Genomic DNA, 20,272 nt, shown 5'->3' with positions numbered 1-20,272 from the left:
CTATTGGTAATTCGGATTTTGTTTCAGCTTCGTACCATTAAGTTCGGTATAAGGTATCGGGAAAATTTCGTCTGTACCAGCGTTAAACCCTCTATCTGCTAGTGCAGAGGCTGCGTCTCCCCAACGTACTAAATCAAAAAATCGATGTCCTTCACCCGCTAATTCCATTCTTCTCTCAGTTTTAATAGCCGCTAAGGTTACGGGAACTGAAGGCAAATGCACTCTTTTTCTAACCTCGTCAAGCAATGCCTGTGCTCTGGCTCCTGATCCTAAAGCCTCAGCCTCCATTAAATAGGTATCCGCCAGTCGGATGATATATGAATTTTGTTTGTAGTTCAACTCGGCATTACCCCCACCGGTACGAACGTCTGACTGTCTCGGAAGGTATTTGTTCAGGAAGTAACCGGTATCCTGATAAGCCGGAATGTAGTTTGCCTTACCTGCTGCTTTTAATGCTTTTAAATCTAAAATAGTAGCTCCAAATCTTGGATCGTCTTTCATTACATCGTACAGTTTTTGAGTGGCCACATTAAAAGCCCAGCCTGAAGGAAGATCAGGTGCAGTAGAACCCGTTGGTCTTGAATATCCTCTTGGTCCAACCATAATGTTTAGCGTATTTCCTTCGTCTCTACCCGTTCCCCAAAAGGTCCAGTCAGAATTTCCTGCACTGGTATGGGATACTTCTAATAATGATTCTGCATTAAATTTATTGGTCGTCACCCACAGGTCACTAAATTCAGGCAATAATTTATTTCCGTATTGATTTACCTGACCCGGTGTACCATTTACTTGTGCCAAAACAGCCGCTGCCTGAGGATTTTTACCTTCAAACAAATATACTTTTCCTAATATCGCCTGTGCTGCCCCTTTGTTGAGTCTTCCGGCTTCAGTCTCGGCAACCACGGTATTAGGCAAAGCAGCAATCGCTTCTAATAAATCTTTTTCGATTTGTGCATAAATTACAGTTGGTGCAACCTGCTCCGGATCGTAAATCGTCTGTGTATTTAAAGGCACCAAAACCAACGGAATGTTTTTAAACAATCTCACTAAATTGAAATAATAAAGTGCACGTAAGGTTTTAGCTTCTGCAGCAAATCTGGCTCTTACCGTTTCGCTCATAGTAGCGCCCGGAAGTTTATCTAATAAAATGTTTGCTCTGGAAACTCCCTGGTAATGATCGTTCCAGTAACTTCCCGGAATACTGATAGAAGTAAGAGAGTGCGTAGAGAAATTCTGGATTCCATTTCCGTCTGTCGCACTTCCGCCTCCGGCATAAAAATCGTCTGATCCGGCATTTAACATGGCCAGAAGGTTTTCAAAACCACCGGTGTTTTTTCGTAATGGATCGTACACGCCCATTAATGCGGCGTAACATTGTTGTTCGTTAGAAAAATACGTACTGGTATCAAATTTTCCTTGCGGATCAATGGTTACAAAATCTTCAGAACAAGATCCAAGAACAGCCATTGCAGCAGCAATATATAGGTATTTAAATTTTATAGTTTTCATAATAGCTTTTAATTTTTAGAATTGAACGTTAGCTCCTAACAGTATAGATCTGGCTTGTGGATAAACTCCTTTATCTACACCATAAACCTGTCCTCCAATTTCCGGATCAAATCCACTGTATTTGGTAAAAGTGATTAGGTTTTCTCCGGTCAAGTAAAAACGAACTTTGTCTGAACCAATTTTTGACGATAGGTTAGTTGGTAATGTATATCCAAGCTGAACGATTTTCAAACGCAGGTAGTTTCCGTTTTCAAGGTAAAAATCAGACATGTTGCTGAAGTTTTTGTTCGGGTCATTGTTTGACAATCTAGGATAATCGTTTGAAGTTCCTTCTCCTGACCAGTGTCCTAAAGCGCTTGTCTGGTAGTTTGCATTCAGGATATCCAGTCTTCGTAATCCCTGGAAAATTTTACTTCCAGCAGCTCCCTGAGCGAATGCCATGAAATCAAAGTTTTTATAATCCAGGTTTACTGTAAATCCAAAACTATATTTAGGAATATTAGTCCCTAAAAATTGTTTATCATCATCGGTAATCGCACCATCGCCATTGGTATCTGTCCAACGGAAATCTCCCGGTTTTGCATTTGGCTGAATTAAGCCTCCCGCAGCATTTTTGTAAGCAGCAACTTCGGCATCATTCTGAAAAATACCCGCTGTTTTAAAACCATAAAACTCATTGAAGGAATGACCAACCTGTGTTCTTGTTACCGGCCCCATAGACTGGAAAGTAGCGTCTCCAACAATGTAGTTGGTAGAAGATCCCACATACGTAATCTCATTTTTTAAATAGGCAAAATTGGCATTAACCCCCAAATTGAAATCCCCAAGTTTTTTTCTGTAGCCCAATTCAACTTCAAAACCACTGTTGTTCATATCTGCGATATTAGCTGAAGGAGCATCAACAACTCCAACATATCCCGGGATAACCACATTTCTTAAAATTCCTTTGGTCGTCTTTTTAAAGTAATCGAGAGTAAGAGAAAAATCGCTAAAAATCTTTGCATCAAGACCTACCGTAGTCTGTGAAGTTTCTTCCCATCCTAAATCGGCATTAGGCAAAGTAGAGTTTCCATAACCGGTTGTGATTGAACCTGTAGTTCCAACGGAATAATTGTATCCTCCAACAACCAAACCTCTGTATTTGAAATCCTCTATATTATCATTCCCCACAACTCCATATCCTCCACGCAGTTTTAAACTGTTGAATACGTTATTCTCTTTCCAGAAACCTTCTTTAGAAACCACCCATCCTAGAGAGAAGGAAGGGAAAACTCCCCATTTTTTATTTTCACCAAAACGGGTTGATCCGTCACGACGAATGATTCCTGTGAAAAGATATTTTTCTAAATAATCATAATTGGCACGTAAAAACAAGGATGCCAGTTTGTGTTCTACAAGATCACTTGCTCTGTTTACACGATCCGTTTGCGGAATATCAAAATTGAAAGACGCATCTTTGTAGCTTGTAATTGGCAAACCAAACATCGTTACCCCAATCGTACCTCCAATGTTCTCCACATAAGCACCTTGCCCTGCCAAAACATTTACACTATGATTCCCAAATTTATTAGAGTAAGCCAAAGTGTTTTCCACGGTCCAGGAGAATGATTTGTTATTGTCCTGGCTGTAATTGTTTCGGTCCTCTTTCATGTTTGGATTTAAGAAGAAGATCGGAGTAAAACCTTGTTTCCCCCAATAAGCGATCTTACCACCAAGTGTAGTTCTAAATTTTAAATGTTTTGTGATGTTGGCCTCCAAATAAGCGTTTCCAACAAAATCATCCGACCAGTCAAAACCGCCCAGTCTTGTCTGCGTATAAGCCAAAGGATTGGTCATCTCTTGTTGTACCAATGAAGAAATTCCGTAAAGATTTCCGTTTGCATCTCTAACCGCATTTGGATTGGTGTAAAAACCAGTACCTGTAACAGCAGGATCTGTCACGGTTAACGGAGTAAGCGGATCTAAGTTAATTGCTGAACTTAAAGGACCTCCAAACTCACTGTTGGTGTTTCCGATACCTTTGGTTTTTTGGTGTGTGTAACCAAAAGTTTGTCCGAACGTAAAATAGTCTGAAATTTTATGAGTAGAATTTAAACGGAAGTTTTTCTTTGTATAGTTCGAAATGTCTGTTGCAACAATCCCTTCCTGATCCTGTATTCCGAAAGAAACATAAAAAGTAGATTTTTCACTACCTCCACTAATGCTCAACTCATGTGTATATCTAAAAGCAGAATCATTAAAAATCGCATCCTGCCAGTCTGTACCTTTTCCTAAAGATGCCGGATTAGGATACTTGATAGCACCACCGTCTGCAATAGACTTATCATTCATTATTCTCCCGTATTGTTCTGCATTTAACAGATCCAATCTTTTAGCCGGAGCTGAAGTTCCTGCAAAACCATTATAGTTCACCGAAATTTTTCCTGATTTTCCTTTTTTAGTGGTTACCAAAATAACCCCGGTTGCCGCACGAGTACCATAGATTGCGGCAGAAGCAGCATCTTTAAGGACTTCGATAGACTCGATATCACTCTGATTGATAAAACCAATTGCGTTTGCATCTACAGCAATACCGTCAACCACCCATAAAGGATCGTTTCCGCCTTCTCTGAAAGTAGTTACCCCTCTGACACGAACTTTTGAAGCAGAACCTGGTTGTCCTGATGTAGCAGCTACTGATACACCGGCGACTCTACCTTGTAAAGATTGTTCTACACGGCCATTTGGCACTTTTTCCAGATCGGCAGCTTTTACACTGGAGATGGCTCCTGTAACTACTGATTTCTTTTGAGTACCATATCCTACTACCACAACCTCATTTAACGACTGTGATTCCGGTAGTAGCTTTATTGTCATTTTTGTTCTTCCATTTACAGCTTCATTAACCGGAGCATATCCAATAAAAGTGATCGTCAATACTCCATTTGAAGGAACTTGTATTTGGAATTTTCCATCAAAATCAGATGCAGTTGCCTTGGTTGTACCTTTTACTAAAATAGATGCACCCGGAACTGGCATTCCACTTTCATCATTTATGATTCCGTTTACCGTAACATCTTGTGCCATTGCGATAACTGAAAACAATAGAGACGAAATACAAAAAGTAAGTAATTTTGTTAATTTCATTTTTCTAAAAATTTTGGTTAATTAATTAGTAATTTGATGCAATACTAAACCTAAATTTCTACTATCAGCAATTAAACTTCACTACAAAAACACATCAAAGTAAATTTAACTGCCATACAAAAACACATCATTTTTTTTATAAAACACTAATTTACAGATAAATAAATTCTTATTTTAAGATGTTATCGAAATGTTAATTTCAAAAACAAACACTACACTTACCCTTTAATGCTTATTTTTATCATAAAAACAGGCTCCTACATCGTGATAGTAGCGAAAAATCAGACCTAAATAACTCAAAATAAAACACTTAACTACCAAAAACCAAAACAACCCTAAAAAACCATGAAATTGATAAAATCATATTTTATTATTACTTTTTTTACTTTATTCGCAATTCCGTTTTTCGGGCAGGTTAAAAACATTGGATTACCCGATGTAAGAAATTACAAGCGTAATGAATACAAGGGAGGAACACAAAACTGGAATATTGGTCAGGATAAAAACGGTAATCTCTATTTCGCAAACAATAATGGTCTCTTGCAATTCGACGGAGCTTCATGGCGAAAATATCCTCTTCCCAATGAAACCTCCGTTCGTTGTTTGAAGATTGACGCTTCGGGCAAAATTTTTGTTGGAGGCTATAATGAATTTGGATACTTTCAACCCAATGCTAAAGGCAGACTTAAATATACCTCACTGGCTCAAAAAGTAGACAAAAACAAAATCAAGATCATTGACTTTATATGGAAGATTCATGCTGTAAACAATGAAATCATCTTTCAGTCTTTTGCACGGGCCTACATCTACAAAAACGGAAAGCTTTCGATCCTGAAAGCCCCGGGGCGTTTCCAATTTTCATTCGTGGTAAACGGCAAGCTATATTTTCAGGATGTAGAACACGGTATTTTAGAGTACCGTAATAATAGACTCTATGTTTTACCCAACACCAAAGTCTTAAACAATACCGAGATTTGGGGCATGTATACGTTAGAGAAAAACAAAATACTCATCATTACTCTTGAGAGAGGCTTATTTATCTACGAAAACAGCACTGTAAAACCATGGAATACGGAAGCCAATGATTTTGTAAAAAAGAACAATTCTCTTGGCGGATCTATTATAAAGAACAACTTTATTGTTTTAAATTCAGTCCTAGACGGTGTGATTATTTGCGATTTTAACGGTAAAATCATTCAGCATGTTAACCGTAAAAAAGGACTTCAAAACAATACCATTCTGACTTCTTTTGTAGACAACAAGAACAATCTCTGGCTTGGCCTCGACAACGGTATTGCCTACATTAACGAAAACTCCCCCTTTACCTATTTTGGATTTAGCTACGACATCAGTACCGTTTATGCTTCTGTAATTGATCAGGGTAATTTGTATGTGGCGACCAATCAGGGTGTTTTTTACCACGCCTGGAATACTACTTTTAAAGAAGGCGTTTTTAAACTTGTAGAAGGAACAACCGCGCAATCCTGGAATGTACAGGTGATAGAAAACGAACTTATCTGTGCAAACAACAGAGGGGCACTCGTCATAAATGGAGGAAAAGTAACCCGTACGATCGATTCAAAAGGCTACTATGGTTTTAAGAGAATCCCAAATCGTCCTAATTTTTTCATTGGTTCTAATTACGATGGATTTGCCATTTTTGAAAAAACAGCTGGCGGTTTAGTTTTCAAAAATCAGATTAACGGCTTTGACAAATCATCCAACAGCTTTGAAGTTGACGACTCTTATTTGTGGCTTAAAAGAGATGCGTCTATTTACAGGATGACACTAAACGATGAGCTAACCCGTTTTTCGTACATAAAAAAAATAGACCAATTGACTCCTGCCTACAAAAACATTGGAAGCCTTCAGAAAATTGATCACAAAATATACTTTCAATCCAACAATCATTTTTATCTGTACTCCAAAGAGCAAAACTTGTTTATCGAGGACAAAGCATTGTCCAGGCTTTTCAAAAACATCCCTGTTATCAATGCCTTAAGCGAAGATTCGCAATCCAATTTATGGTATGCTTTTGATGAATCTCTTGGGGTTTTAATGAAGGAAAACAATACCTATAAAAATGTAGTTGCGCCGTTCTCCAATCTAACGGGTAATCTGGTGAGCAACTATTTATCGATAAACACCATAGACCCTCAGAATATCTTTATAGGACTAACAGATGGTCTGGCACATTACAATTCTAAATTATTAACTCATTTTGTAACCAAGCCTAAGGCTTTCATCCGAAGTTTTTCATTCCCGGCGACACGATCGTACTGGGGAACAATCCAAATAAAATAGGCAACATCCGCATTCCCTATTCCTCCAATCATGTACGATTTACATTCTCCTCTCCTACCTATGAAAATCTGGAAAACGTGCAGTTCTCCTATCAGTTAGAGCCTTTTGATGACAAATGGAGCAATTGGTCGACCATTTCAATAAAAGAATACACCAACCTTCGGGAAGGAGAATATACGATGAATGTAAAAGTCAGAAACAGTTACGGAATACAATCTGAACCCTCAACGCTTTCTTTCACGGTTTCACCACCCTGGTACAGGCACTTTTTAGCCTTTATGCTTTATTTCTTATTGCTTATCATCCTGATTTATATTGTTTCGAATCGAATAAAAGTAAAAATCCGAAAAAATAAATACTACGAAACCATTGAACAAAGAAAACTGTACCTCGAAAGAGATGCAAAAACAAGACAGGAGCAATATGAACTGGCGAAAGAAATTGAAAAGCTAAAAAACGACAAACTGCAAATCAAAATTCTGGCGAAAGACAAAGAACTGGTGAACAATTCTTTACAAGTAGTAAAGAAAAACAAGATCCTGAACGGAATCATTCATAAACTGAAAGAAATTGACATTGAGGCTCTTGATGAATCGACAAAATTTCAGGTGAGTAAATTAAACAAAAGCATTGTTAAGGAAGTCAACACCGACAAAAGCTGGAAAGACCTTGAAAAACACATCAAAAACGTGCATTTTGAGTTCTTAAAACGCTTAAAAGAAAAGTATCCGACCATATCGCCACGCGAGCTGGATTTGTCCACTTATTTACTGATGAATATGTCGACGAAAGAAATAGCCGAAATTATGAATATTTCGACAGGAGGCGTCGAACTGGCCCGCTACCGACTGAGGAAAAAACTAGGACTGAATAAAAAAGAAAACCTGATTGGTTTTCTCATGAGCATTTAAAAGCAAAAAGAGGCTGTCCTTACTTTTCGGACAGCCTTGTTTTTATAAATAATTTTAGATTGAATTATAATCCAAAAGCAGTTTATTGGTCGGCAAAAATTATACGTCTTAATTCAACGCTGATTTGACGAATTCGCTATCGCGAAGACGCTGATAAAAACGGATTCTAAAAATTAAAAAAACTTTTAAATGAGGAAAAAAAATCTGTTTTTATTCGCGTTTTTACGAAGTAAATCTGTTTTATCCGCGTCGAACTAAAGTAGAGACTTAAACCAATAACATAATAAGAGAAAGTTCATACTTTTCGGATAGCCTTGTTTTATAAATAATTTTAGATTGAATTATAATCCAAAAGCAGTTTATTGGTCGGCAAAAATTAATGTCTTAATTTAACGCTGATTTGACGGATTCGCTATCGCGAAGACGCTAATAAAAACGGATTCTAAAAATTAAAAAACTTTTAAATGAGGAAAAAAAATCTGTTTTCATTCGCGTTTTTACGAAGTAAATCTGTTTTATCCGCGTCGAACTAAAGTAGAGACTTAAACCAATAACATAATAAGAGAAAGTTCATACTTTTCGGACAGTCCCCTTTTGTTAGTTGATAAATTCTAAGGTTCGTTCCAAAGCCATTCCTCTGGAGCCTTTTATCAGAATCGTATTTTCTGCAAAATGTGTGGTCTTTAAGAACGCTGCAAAAGTATCGAAAGTCTCAAAAAAATGAAGTTTATCGCTGCTTACTTTTGTTTCGTAAAAGGATTTTCCGATCAGATAACAAACCGATTTATCCTGATCTGCTAACGAATCTACAATCAGTTGATGCTCCTGCCTGCTTTCATCACCCAACTCAAACATATCTCCTAAAATCATCACCTTATTCAGGTTTTCCAATTGCAGGAAATTAGTAATAGCCACCGCCATACTGCTCGGATTGGCATTGTAAGCGTCCAGAATAATCTCGTTTGATCCTTTCTTTAGCAACTGCGATCTGTTATTCTCCGGTATATAGTTTTCGATAGCGTGTTTTACGGCGCTGTCTTCCACTTTGAAATAAGCACCCATCGCTACAGCCGCATTAATATTATTGGCGTTGTAAAGCCCAATTAAATGCGATTCTACATTAAAATTATTGTATTCAATCACCACAAAAGGATTGGCCTTAATGCTCTTGATTTCTAAGTTGGCCTGAGCTTTGTTTACTCCAAAGGTAAAAGACTCAATTCCCTCCGATTTCTCGATCTGAATTGGATCTTCCAGATTTACAAAAGCGATCTTATCCTCTTTTGCCAGATACTGGTACATTTCGCTTTTCCCAATAATCACTCCTTCAACACCGCCAAAACCTTCGAGGTGTGCTTTTCCGAAATTGGTGATATAACCAAAATCCGGCTGTGCAAGATCACATAAAAAAGCAATTTCTTTCTTGTGATTTGCACCCATTTCGACAATTCCAATTTCGGTATCTTTTGTAAAAGACAACAAGGTTAGCGGAACACCAATATGGTTGTTTAAATTCCCAACAGTGGCTTTGGTTTTATACTTTTGAGACAACACTACGTTGATAAGCTCTTTGGTCGTTGTTTTTCCGTTACTGCCGGTCAGGGCAATAATAGGAAGTTTTAAGTATGCTCTGTGGTACTTTGCCAATTCCTGCAACGTTTCCAGGCTGTTTTCAACGAGAATCGTTCTGTCGTCAATAGCATAAGCCGCATTGTCAATAACAACAAATAAAGCGCCTAATTCTATTGCCTGTGCAGCAAATGTATTGGCATCGAAATTTTCACCTTTAATAGCAAAAAACATAGAATCCTTCTCAATTTTTCGGGTATCAATTGAAACTGATTTACATTTTAAAAACAAGCTATGAATGTCCTGGATATTCATTTATAAAAATATTTACATATTAAAATTAAGCAATAAAAAAATTCCAAATTCCAAAAGCTGAGTAAATCAGTTGGAATTTGGAATTTTTTTATTGAATTTGCCAGAATTTAGTTTCTTGGCGATTTTCTTTTTTCAGATTTAGCTCCTACTCTAGACATTGCACATCTAAATCCGATATAATCAGTTGCCATATCCTGAGGGAAATATCTTCTTTGACCCGGATCCAACCAATAAGCTCTGTCTCTCCAAGAACCACCTTTGTATACTCTTACATTATCATCGATTAATGTGGTACGTTTACTAGAGTTGTCATATTTTTTAACCATCTGACCTAAACTATCAGTAGTGATGTTGTGTTTAGGTGAGTTGTACATCGTTTGATCTGCTTTAGTTCCTGATTCAGAATCTCCAAAATCAAAATACTTAGAAGATTGTTTGTCACCGTCTCTGTAGTTGATGTTGTTACTTGTATCAAAGTTTGTTCTTAAATAAGTTTCGTTTTCATCAACCGGAACCTGAGCAATTTCTCCTGGTAAGTTAGTTGCTACTTTTTTACCGTTACTTAATGTTTTGTACTGAATATTATCTTTAGTGATAATTTCAATTTTACCATCTTTCCCGATTTTGTTTTTAGCGTATTGGTTTCCTCTAAAGTAGTTGAAATCATTTGCTTCATTATCAATAATAGGTCTGTAAACATCGGCAACCCATTCGGCTACGTTTCCAGCCATATCATACAATCCGAAATCATTAGGAGCGTAGCTTTTTACAGAATTTGTAATATCTGCACCATCATCAGACCAACCTGCAATTCCACCGTAATCACCGTTTCCTTGTTTAAAGTTAGCCAATTGATCTCCTTTATTTTTACGCTTTGAAGAACGTGTATAATCTCCAGACCAAGGATATTTCTTTTGTCCTTTATAGATATTGTATTCTCTTTGTCCAACATCAGCAGCTGCAGCATACTCCCATTCTGCTTCGGTAGGAAGTCTGTATTCTGGAAGGATAATCCCTGAAGAACGTTGTGCGTATACATTTTTTTCTTCCGAAACTACTCCGTCTTTACCTGCTTTAGGTTTTTTTCTTCCGCTAGGGTTTTTCTTTAATACAAGTTCTTCGTTACCTCCGTAAGTTGTACTTGGAGAAGCAACATAACCTTCTGTATTAAATAAACTTTCAGCGCTAACATCCTGAGTTTTTGCTCCTTTTTTAAGGTAACCGTTTTTCTCTAAAACTGCTTCGTTCACACGGTCAGTTCTCCATTTAGCGAATTCAACAGCCTGAATCCAGTTTACACCTACTACAGGGTAGTTTGCGTAAGATGGGTGTCTTAAATAGTTGTTGGTCATCGTTTCGTTATATCCTAAACGATTTCTCCATACAAGCGTATCAGGAGATGCTCCTTCGTAAATATTCTTGTAATTTTCTTCTGTTGGTGGGAAAACTTTCTTTAACCACTCCAGGTATTCTAAGTACATACCGTTGGTAACTTCAGTTTCATCCATATAGAATGACTGAACGTGTTGTTGAGTTGGTGTGTTATTCCAATCGTGCATAACATCATCCTGTACTTTACCCATAGTAAATGTACCTCCTTCAACAAAAACTAAACCAGGACCAGCCTGTTGTTTTTTTCCTGCATTTCTGGCAGCAGTTCCATTTTGACTGTCTACGTCCCAACCAGTTGCCCTGGACGCATGACTGGAACTCGATTTTTTGCTACAACTAGCCGTGCCTAACATCAATACCATTGACATCATTAATTGCAAGACTACAATTTTGTTTACTTTCATACTCATTCTGTAGGTGATAAATTTAGGTGCTGCAATATAATAATTAACATTTAATTAGCAACATCCGGTCTAATAATTTTATTTAGCTGTTTTTTACCAGAAAATAACCTATTGTTACGAACGCAAAAATATACTTTTTATTATTTACTATAACATGAAATACTATATTTTTACCTACTAAAATATTTTTAATTAAAAACCGTTTTATCCACTAATGAAACAAGCCCTGATTTTATACCTTTTTCTGATTCCTTTTATCTCATTTTCCCAGATAAATGGAGGCTTTACGTTAGATTGGCAAAACAAAAAAGAGATGAGTTTTGGTGACTCTAAATTAAAAATACCCTATTTTTCAGGAAACGGTTTCCGGTATGATACTACTAAAAAAAGCATAATTTTATTATTGAATCTGACGGAAGCAGGCTCTGCGAACTACAATTCGATTCAAATTTCCAACATTATTTACGAGTCTGTTTCAATTGCTGATCTTGGCGACCTTTCCCTTGAAAACATCCCCGAAAAACCAAATGAAACCTTAAAAACAACCCTTTCAAGAGACCTGACGCAGGTGTTTTTATCTTTGTCGCCTATCATAAAAGAAGGAAACAGCTTTAAAAGAATACGATCTTTTTCCTACAATACGACTACCAGTACAACAGCAAAAAACAATAACTCTTCTTCTTTTCAAAAAACAGCTGCCGTTTACAATTCTGTATTATCTTCGGGAGACTGGTACCGTTTTTACGTCGAGAAATCGGGTGTTTATAAACTCTCCAGAGCCTTTTTGCAAAGTATTGGTTTTGACCCGGGAAAAACGGATCCGAGAAGAATCAAAATCTATGGAAACGGAGGAAAAATGCTTCCTTTGGCCAACAACGTTTATTATCCGGAAGACCTGACAGAAAATGCCATTCAGATTATCGGGGAAGCAGATGGTGTTTTTAACAACGAAGACTATATTCTTTTTTATGGTGAAGGAGTTGAAAACTGGAGTACCGAAAGCCAGACCAACTTAAACCTGTACGACACCAAGTCTTACTATTACATTACCATTACGGGCGGCGACGGAAAACGAATCTCTCCGCTCAACCAGCCAACCGGAAGCAGCACTTTAGAACTCAATACTTTTGACGACTACCAGTTTCACGAAATCGACAAAACAAACATCGCTCACTTAGGCCGCGAATGGTACGGTGAATCTTTCGACATTACTCAGGAGCAGGAGTTCAACTTCAACTTCCCGAATATCGACCCTTCTACTCCTGTAAAAATAGACGTTAAAGCAGCTTCGGCAGCCTATACTCCTACTTCGTTTGCCATTTCTGCCAACGGGCAAAATGTTGGCACTCTCAATTTTCAGGCATTAGTTCTCAATGGCGATATAAAATTTTACGCTCAGAAACTACCGGCCAACGCAACTTTTACCGGAGCCGAAAATGTAAAAATAAAACTTACCTATAATAACAATGGTGTTCCGGGATCAAAAGGATACCTTGATTTCATTAATCTGATTGCCAAAAGAAAACTTCTGGGCACCGGAAAACAATTTAAATTTCAATACGATTTAGCAGGTGCAACCCCCGGAATAGTCAATTACACAGTAGGCAACGCCGCCGGTATTGCTCAAATTTGGGACGTCACAGATCCGACCAATACCTTAAAAATAGAAAACACAGGGCAAGCCAACTTTAGTTTTAAGGCAGCTTTAGGAGAAATCAGAAAATACATAGCGATTGACCCCGCCGATTATTACGCTCCTTTAAAAGAGAACCAGTCTAAAGTTGTCAATCAGAATTTAAAAGGAACCCTTTTCAGGAATGCTCAAAACAGCTTTCAGGATATCGACTATATTATTGTAGCTCCAAAATCTCTGACTTCCCAAGCCGAAAAACTAGCCACTTTTCACCGGGGAATTCCAATTTAACGTAAAAGTAGTAGCATTAGAAAACATTTACCAGGAGTTCTCTTCCGGAAAGCAAGATGTAGCAGCCATCCGAAATTGCATTCGATACCTTTATAATAACGCTTCTTCTCCCGACAAAAGACTTAAATATGTAAACTTATTTGGAGACGCCTCGTTTGATTATAAGGACCGAATTTCAAACAACACCAATATTGTACCTATATATCAATCTGCAACCAGCAACTCTACCGGAGAAGCCTCATTTGCATCAGATGATTTTTACGGCCTGATGGATGCCAATGAAGGAGTTGTTGTTTTCCCATTTGGCGGAATTGATATCGCAGTAGGCCGAATGTTAATTTCTGATAATGCACAAGCAGCTGAAATGGTCAATAAAGTTCTCGAATATCACGATCAGAAATCTTTTGGAAACTGGCGCAACAACATCGTTATGATAAGCGATGACTCCGACAGAGCCTCAGACGCGAGTCTGCAAGTCCGCCAAAACAGCCTTGCCGATGCGATTACTACTCAAAAACCATTCTTTAATATCGACAAAATTCTTCTCGACTCTTATACACAGGAAGCTTCGGCAGGAGGAGCCAGATACCCTAAAGCCAGAACCGATATGTTTAATGCGTTCGAAAAAGGCGCTTTAGTTTTCAACTATCTCGGACATGGCGGTGAAGACGGACTGGCAGGCGAACGACTCTGGGAAAAATCAGACGGACAAAACCTGAGCAACCAATACAAATACCCGTTATTTATCACCATCACCTGTGAGTTTTCAAGATTTGACGACCCTACGAGACCAACCGCAGGAGAATATACTTTTTGGAACCCAAAAGGCGGCGCTATTTCCATGTTAACCACCGTTCGTGCGATCGGACAATACAATGCCGAAAACTTTAACGACAGCCTGAACAAAAACCTGTTTTCTTACGGATCCAGTCAATACACAACTATCGCAGAGGCACTCCGAATTTCTAAAAATGAAAACCCAAGTTCTGCCAGTAATGTTATTTTTTATATTGGAGATCCCGCTTTGATGCTGGCCATTCCGAAACCAAAAATCAATCTAACAAAAATCAATGATATTGCAGTTTCTCAGGCAATTCCGGATTTCAAATCCTTATCTAAAATTAAAATCACAGGAGAAATTACCGACGAGAACAACAATCTTTTAAGCAATTACAATGGCGAATTGGCAACAGCTATTTTCGATAAATTAATCACCTCCACCACTCTGAACAACGATGGATATAGCCCTGCAATGTCATTCAAAATATTAGGTGAAACTATTTTCAGAGGAAATGCGTCGGTAACCAACGGTCAGTTCGAATTTAGCTTTGTCGTACCAAGAGACATTCGTGTCCCAGTTGATTACGGCCGAATCAGCTTTTACTCCAAGAAAACACAAACACTTGAAAATCAAACCGGTTACAACACTACCATAAAAATTGGAGGAATAAATGAAAATGCTCCACAGGACAATATAAGTCCAAAAGTGAAGTTATATATGAACGATGAAACTTTTGTATCGGGAGGAATTACAAACGAATCGCCCTTTTTACTGGCGTTTCTTGAAGATGAAAACGGAATCAATACAGCAAGCGGAATCGGGCATGATATTATAGCAGTGCTGGATGGCGATGTAAGCAACCCTTTTGTTCTCAATGATTATTATCAGACAAAACTAGACGATTATACCAATGGAAATTTACGTTTTCCATTGCGAAATCTTGCCGCCGGAATGCACACTATAACTTTTACGGCATGGGATGTATACAACAATCCTGTAACCAGTGAAATACAATTTATAGTTGTTGGAGATGAATCGCTAACCCTAACTCACGTTCTTAATTATCCTAACCCTTTTTCAACCTATACCCAATTTTGGTTTTCACACAACAGACCTTACGAACCGCTTGATGTTCAGGTTCAGGTCATGACCATAACCGGTAAAGTAGTCTGGACAAAAAACCAGATCGTCACCACAGAAGGCTTCCTGTCGAGAGAAATAACCTGGGACGGAAAGGATGATTTTGGCGATCGAATCGGGAAAGGCGTTTATATTTACAAACTCACTGTCAAATCAAATTTGACAAATAAAAAGGCAGAAAAATACGAAAAGCTTGTCATCTTATAATAATCTATATATTTGTATCACCAACTCCATAATTACGTAAATGAAAAAAATATCGCTATTATTAATTTGTTTTTTAATTATTCCGTACGCAAAAGCTCAAAACATTGAACGCCCTATTACTACCGGAGTACCTTTTTTACTAGTCGCAGCCGACGCAAGAGCCGCCGGTTTAGCCGATCAGGGTGTTGCTACATCAGCCGACGCCTATTCGCAACAATGGAATCCCGCAAAATATGCTTTCTCCGTAGACAAGCAGGGATTTTCTATCAGTTACACTCCTTATCTGACTGACTTAGCCAATGACATTTCATTAGGCCAGGTAACCTACTACAACAAAATCAACGACCGAAGCGCCTTCGCGGGAAGTTTCCGTTATTTTGGTTTTGGAGATATTGAGTTACGCACCACCGGAGATCCAAATGAAGCGGCAAGAATCGTTTCACCGAATGAATTTGCTTTCGACGGATCTTATTCTCTTAAATTAAGCGAAACATTCTCTATGGCTGTAGCCGCAAGATACATTCGTTCTAACCTGAAAATTGCTTCGGAAGATATCGATGCATCAGCAGCAAGTTCGTTCGCTGTAGACGTTGCCGGATTCTACCAATCGGAAGAAATTGCTTATTCTGACTTCAACGGAAGATGGAGAGGTGGTTTCAACCTTCAAAATCTTGGACCAAAAATAAGTTATGATAACGACGATATCAGCTCTAACTTTTTACCGGCTAATCTTAGATTAGGAGGAGGTTTCGACTTCATCTTAGACGATTACAACAAAGTAGGCCTTAGTGTCGAAGTCAGCAAACTTTTAGTTCCAACTCCTCCGGGACCAGGAACTCCTGTAGATGCAAATGGCGACGGCGATTTTACAGATCCGGGAGACATTTCTCAGGAACAAGCTAACGCAGCAAACTACAAAAACTACAAAGACATTGGCTGGGTATCCGGAATCTTTAAATCATTTGGCGATGCGCCGGGTGGTTTTAGCGAAGAACTAAAAGAAATCACTTATAGTGTAGGTGCCGAATATATGTATCAGGATGCTTTTGCCTTACGAGCAGGATATTTTCACGAAAGCCCGGTAAAAGGAGCAAGACAATTCTTCTCTTTAGGAGCCGGATTCAAATATAATGTTGTAAAAGTTGACGTTTCGTATTTATTTTCGACTTCAAAAGTTAAAAATCCGTTAGAAAATACACTTCGTTTTTCTTTAACCTTTAACTTTGGCGACAAATACGAAGTATACTAAAACCAGAAAACAAAAAAATTAATAACAATCCAAATTTCTATTAAGTTAGAGATTTGGATTTTTTTTCCCTTAAAAACAAATGAAAGAAATAAGCATTACATCATCCTTTAACGTTTACAACAACATTGAAGAACTTTCAAACGACATTCAGGACTTAATGCGTCAGGCAGTCGAAGTCCGCAAAAACGCTTACGCTCCCTATTCTCAATTTCGGGTTGGAGCTGCTTTACTTTTAGACAACGGAAAAATAGTCGTAGGATCTAATCAGGAAAACGCAGCTTATCCTTCAGGATTATGTGCAGAGCGTGTTGCTATTTATCATGCAGGAAGTGTGTATCCGGGAGCCAAAATTTTAAAAATGGCCATTACAGCAGCTTCAGACACCAACCAGACGACAGCACCGATTCCACCATGTGGTTCTTGCCGACAATCTATTGCAGAATACGAGATCAGACAGGATACCCCTATCGAAATCTATTTTATGGGTGAAATAGGTGAAGTTTATAAATCGGCATCCCTAAAAAATTTACTTCCTTTTATGTTTGATAAAAAGTTCTTGTAAAAAAAAGCCAAAAAGTGGCTTTTAAATTTTACTTCTTAATAGGAATGTCTTATTTTTGCATCCCGACCTTTCGGGCGCAAATTTGTGGGAGGAAACTATTTTGCGTTATAGGCAACAATTGATAACACAAACAAACTTTAGCAAAAGAAAGAATTCAGATGAAAGAAGTTACAAAAGAAGTATATTTAAAGTGGTACGAAGACATGCTACTTTGGAGAAAGTTTGAAGACAAACTTGCAGCATTATACATTCAACAAAAAGTTAGAGGTTTTTTACACCTATATAATGGTCAGGAAGCTGTATTAGCAGGTGCATTGCACGCTATGGACCTGACTAAAGACAAAATGATTACTGCATACAGAAACCACGTTCAGCCAATTGGTATGGGAGTTGATCCTAGAAACGTAATGGCAGAACTTTTAGGAAAAGCAACCGGAACCTCAAAAGGTATGGGAGGTTCTATGCACATTTTCTCTAAAGAGCACCGTTTTTACGGAGGACACGGAATTGTTGGTGGACAAATTCCGGTAGGAGCTGGTTTGGCTTTTGCCGATAAATATTTCAACACTGGCGGAGTTACTATGACTTACTTTGGTGATGGTGCTGCCAGACAAGGTTCATTACACGAAGCTTTCAACATGGCTATGTTATGGAAATTACCGGTTGTATTTATCGTTGAAAACAACGGTTATGCAATGGGAACTTCTGTTGAAAGAACTGCAAATCACACCGACATCTGGAAACTTGGTTTAGGATACGAAATGCCTTGCGGACCTGTTGACGGAATGAATCCGGTAAAAGTTGCAGAAGCAATGACAGAAGCGATTGACAGAGCACGTCGTGGTGACGGACCTACTTTCCTTGAAATGAAAACGTACCGTTACAGAGGACACTCAATGTCTGATGCACAATTGTACCGTTCTAAAGAAGAAGTAGAAGAATACAAAAAAATTGACCCTATTACTCAGGTTTTAGATGTAATTATGGATCAAAAATATGCTACGGAAGAAGAAATTGAAGTAATCGACCAAAGAGTAAAAGATTTAGTAGAAGAATGTGTGAAATTTGCTGAAGAATCTCCATATCCTGAATTACAACAATTGTATGATGTAGTATACGCACAAGAAGACTATCCATTTACACCTCATAAACTATAAATCAATGGCAACAATTATTACAATGCCTCGTTTGAGCGATACTATGACGGAAGGAACGGTAGCGACTTGGCTTAAAAAAGTAGGCGACAAAATTAGCGAAGGAGATATCTTAGCTGAGATTGAAACAGACAAAGCAACAATGGAATTTGAGTCTTTCAACGAAGGAACTCTTTTACATATCGGAATACCAGCGGGAGAAACTGCTCCTGTTGACTCTTTATTAGCCATCATTGGTAACGAAGGAGAAGACATCTCTGCTCTTTTAGCCGGTGGTGCTGCCCCTGCTGCAGAAGCTCCAAAAGCGGAAGCTGCCCCTGCTGCAGAAACAAAAACAGAAACTGCTGCTCCTGCAAAAGGGGCAACTGAATTACCAAAAGGTGTTGTAGTGGTTACCATGCCACGTTTGAGCGACACTATGACCGAAGGAACTGTAGCTTCCTGGTTGAAAAAAGTAGGTGATACTGTAGCTGAAGGAGACATCTTAGCCGAAATTGAAACAGACAAAGCCACTATGGAGTTTGAGTCTTTCAATGCCGGAACTTTATTATACATTGGAATTCAGGAAGGAAATACAGCTCCTGTTGACAGCTTATTAGCTATCATTGGACCTGCCGGAACTGATGTTTCGGGAATTTCTGCAAACTATACTGCCGGAGGTGCTGCAAGCGCTCCTGCAACTGAAGAAGTAAAAGCTGCTCCTGCTGCTGAAAAAGCAACAGAAACTGTAGCCGAAACTTCAAACGGAGGAAGAATCTTAGCTTCACCATTAGCAAAGAAAATCGCTTCTGACAAAGGAATCCAATTGACTCAGGTTAAAGGTTCAGGAGAAAACGGACGTATCGTAAAAAGCGATATCGAAAACTTTACTCCAGCTGCTGCTCAGGCACCTGCTGCAACTGTAACAGCTGCTGCTAAATCGCCAGAAGCTGCTCCTGCTGCTGCACCAAAAGTATTTGTTCCTGCCGGAGAAGTTTTCACCGAAGAGATCAAAAACTCTCAAATGCGTAAAATTATCGCAAAACGTTTGGCAGAATCTTTATTTACAGCTCCTCACTACAACTTAGTGATCGAAGTAAGCATGGACGAAGCTATGGGCGCAAGAGCAACAATCAATACCGTTCCGGATACAAAAGTATCTTTTAACGATATGGTAATCAAAGCTTGTGCATTAGCCTTGAAAAAACATCCAAAAATCAACTCTCAGTGGAAAGAAGATGCTATCATCATCAACCACCACGTAAACATTGGTGTTGCTGTAGCGGTTGAAGACGGATTAGTAGTTCCAGTATTGAAATTTACAGACGCCATGAGTTTATCTCAAATTGGCGCTTCAGTAAGAGATCTTGCCGGAAGAGCTAAAAACAAAAAACTAGGACCACAGGAAATGGAAGGAAGCACTTTTACAGTTTCTAACCTTGGAATGTTTGGTATCACTGAATTCAATTCAATCATCAATCAGCCAAACTCTGCTATCCTTTCTGTAGGAGCAATTGTAGAGAAACCGGTAGTGAAAAACGGTCAGATTGTAGTTGGAAATACCATGATGTTATCATTGGCTTGTGACCACAGAACGATTGACGGTGCAACCGGAGCTCAGTTTTTACAAACACTAAAACAATACATCGAAAGCCCGGTGACCATGTTAGCATAATTTTTATGCCATGTTCATCTTAGCAAAGTCAATGTCCGAGCGAAGTCGAATGTCCGTCTGAGCGAAGTCGA

General features: G+C 38.5%; 12 protein-coding genes. 8 read left to right on the top strand and 4 right to left on the bottom strand.

Annotation, left to right across the window (positions count from 1 at the left end; genetic code table 11):
* On the bottom strand, window positions 1–1,509 hold the full coding sequence (locus OLM61_RS10310; protein WP_264526247.1) for a RagB/SusD family nutrient uptake outer membrane protein: 1,509 nt from the start codon (window positions 1,507–1,509) through the stop codon (window positions 1–3).
* Window positions 1,510–1,524: 15 nt separating this feature from the next.
* Window positions 1,525–4,635, bottom strand: coding sequence for a SusC/RagA family TonB-linked outer membrane protein (locus OLM61_RS10305; protein ID WP_264526246.1), 3,111 nt, complete (start codon window positions 4,633–4,635; stop codon window positions 1,525–1,527).
* Window positions 4,636–4,980: 345 nt separating this feature from the next.
* Here OLM61_RS10305 and OLM61_RS10300 point away from each other — a divergent pair, with 345 nt between their 5' ends.
* Both OLM61_RS10300 and OLM61_RS10295 read left to right on the top strand, forming a co-directional pair.
* Window positions 4,981–6,939 carry a hypothetical protein gene (locus OLM61_RS10300; RefSeq protein ID WP_264526245.1) on the top strand — a complete coding sequence of 653 codons (1,959 nt, stop codon included), beginning with the start codon at window positions 4,981–4,983 and terminating at the stop codon, window positions 6,937–6,939.
* 77 nt (window positions 6,940–7,016) lie between these two features.
* On the top strand, window positions 7,017–7,850 hold the full coding sequence (locus OLM61_RS10295; protein WP_264526244.1) for a triple tyrosine motif-containing protein: 834 nt from the start codon (window positions 7,017–7,019) through the stop codon (window positions 7,848–7,850).
* A 597-nt stretch (window positions 7,851–8,447) separates the two neighbouring features.
* On the opposite strand, the gene OLM61_RS10290 is transcribed toward OLM61_RS10295, so the two are convergent.
* Together OLM61_RS10290 and gldJ are read right to left on the bottom strand one after the other, a co-directional pair.
* Entirely contained in the window at window positions 8,448–9,734 is a 1,287-nt protein-coding gene (locus OLM61_RS10290) for a UDP-N-acetylmuramoyl-tripeptide--D-alanyl-D-alanine ligase (protein ID WP_264526243.1), read from the bottom strand.
* Between the two features lie 107 nt (window positions 9,735–9,841).
* The gene (gene gldJ / locus OLM61_RS10285; RefSeq protein WP_264526242.1) at window positions 9,842–11,530 is read right to left on the bottom strand and encodes a gliding motility lipoprotein GldJ; all 1,689 of its coding nucleotides are present in this window, start codon (window positions 11,528–11,530) and stop codon (window positions 9,842–9,844) included.
* 214 nt (window positions 11,531–11,744) lie between these two features.
* Here gldJ and OLM61_RS20900 point away from each other — a divergent pair, with 214 nt between their 5' ends.
* The 6 genes from OLM61_RS20900 (at window position 11,745) to OLM61_RS10260 (ending at window position 20,201) form a co-directional block, all read left to right on the top strand.
* Window positions 11,745–13,454, top strand: a complete 1,710-nt coding sequence (locus tag OLM61_RS20900) for a hypothetical protein (RefSeq protein ID WP_319800549.1) — start codon at window positions 11,745–11,747, stop codon at window positions 13,452–13,454.
* A gap of 25 nt (window positions 13,455–13,479) precedes the next feature.
* Window positions 13,480–15,582, top strand: a complete 2,103-nt coding sequence (gene porU, locus OLM61_RS20895) for a type IX secretion system sortase PorU (protein ID WP_319800552.1) — start codon at window positions 13,480–13,482, stop codon at window positions 15,580–15,582.
* Window positions 15,583–15,622: 40 nt separating this feature from the next.
* On the top strand, window positions 15,623–16,831 hold the full coding sequence (gene porV, locus OLM61_RS10275) for a type IX secretion system outer membrane channel protein PorV (RefSeq protein ID WP_264526241.1): 1,209 nt from the start codon (window positions 15,623–15,625) through the stop codon (window positions 16,829–16,831).
* 79 nt (window positions 16,832–16,910) lie between these two features.
* Window positions 16,911–17,393, top strand: coding sequence for a cytidine deaminase (gene cdd / locus OLM61_RS10270; protein WP_264526240.1), 483 nt, complete (start codon window positions 16,911–16,913; stop codon window positions 17,391–17,393).
* Window positions 17,394–17,551: 158 nt separating this feature from the next.
* Window positions 17,552–18,550 carry a pyruvate dehydrogenase (acetyl-transferring) E1 component subunit alpha gene (gene pdhA, locus OLM61_RS10265; RefSeq protein ID WP_017497233.1) on the top strand — a complete coding sequence of 333 codons (999 nt, stop codon included), beginning with the start codon at window positions 17,552–17,554 and terminating at the stop codon, window positions 18,548–18,550.
* 4 nt (window positions 18,551–18,554) lie between these two features.
* Window positions 18,555–20,201, top strand: a complete 1,647-nt coding sequence (locus OLM61_RS10260) for a pyruvate dehydrogenase complex dihydrolipoamide acetyltransferase (protein ID WP_264526239.1) — start codon at window positions 18,555–18,557, stop codon at window positions 20,199–20,201.
* Window positions 20,202–20,272 lie beyond the last annotated feature (71 nt).

This window comes from Flavobacterium sp. N502536, assembly GCF_025947345.1.
Classification (GTDB): Bacteria; Bacteroidota; Bacteroidia; order Flavobacteriales; family Flavobacteriaceae; genus Flavobacterium.
The sequence above is the reverse complement of the archived record's forward strand: the minus strand, read 5'-3'. Positions and strand labels throughout refer to the sequence as shown.

Excerpts from the sequence above, each read along its gene's own strand:
- OLM61_RS10310 (WP_264526247.1), bottom strand. The coding sequence starts at position 1,509 with ATGAAAACTATAAAATTTAAATACCTATATATTGCTGCTGCAATGGCT.
- OLM61_RS10305 (WP_264526246.1), bottom strand. The coding sequence starts at position 4,635 with ATGAAATTAACAAAATTACTTACTTTTTGTATTTCGTCTCTATTGTTT.
- OLM61_RS10300 (WP_264526245.1), top strand. The coding sequence starts at position 4,981 with ATGAAATTGATAAAATCATATTTTATTATTACTTTTTTTACTTTATTC.
- OLM61_RS10290 (WP_264526243.1), bottom strand. The coding sequence starts at position 9,734 with ATGAATATCCAGGACATTCATAGCTTGTTTTTAAAATGTAAATCAGTT.
- gldJ (WP_264526242.1), bottom strand. The coding sequence starts at position 11,530 with ATGAAAGTAAACAAAATTGTAGTCTTGCAATTAATGATGTCAATGGTA.
- OLM61_RS20900 (WP_319800549.1), top strand. The coding sequence starts at position 11,745 with ATGAAACAAGCCCTGATTTTATACCTTTTTCTGATTCCTTTTATCTCA.
- porV (WP_264526241.1), top strand. The coding sequence starts at position 15,623 with ATGAAAAAAATATCGCTATTATTAATTTGTTTTTTAATTATTCCGTAC.
- cdd (WP_264526240.1), top strand. The coding sequence starts at position 16,911 with ATGAAAGAAATAAGCATTACATCATCCTTTAACGTTTACAACAACATT.
- pdhA (WP_017497233.1), top strand. The coding sequence starts at position 17,552 with ATGAAAGAAGTTACAAAAGAAGTATATTTAAAGTGGTACGAAGACATG.
- OLM61_RS10260 (WP_264526239.1), top strand. The coding sequence starts at position 18,555 with ATGGCAACAATTATTACAATGCCTCGTTTGAGCGATACTATGACGGAA.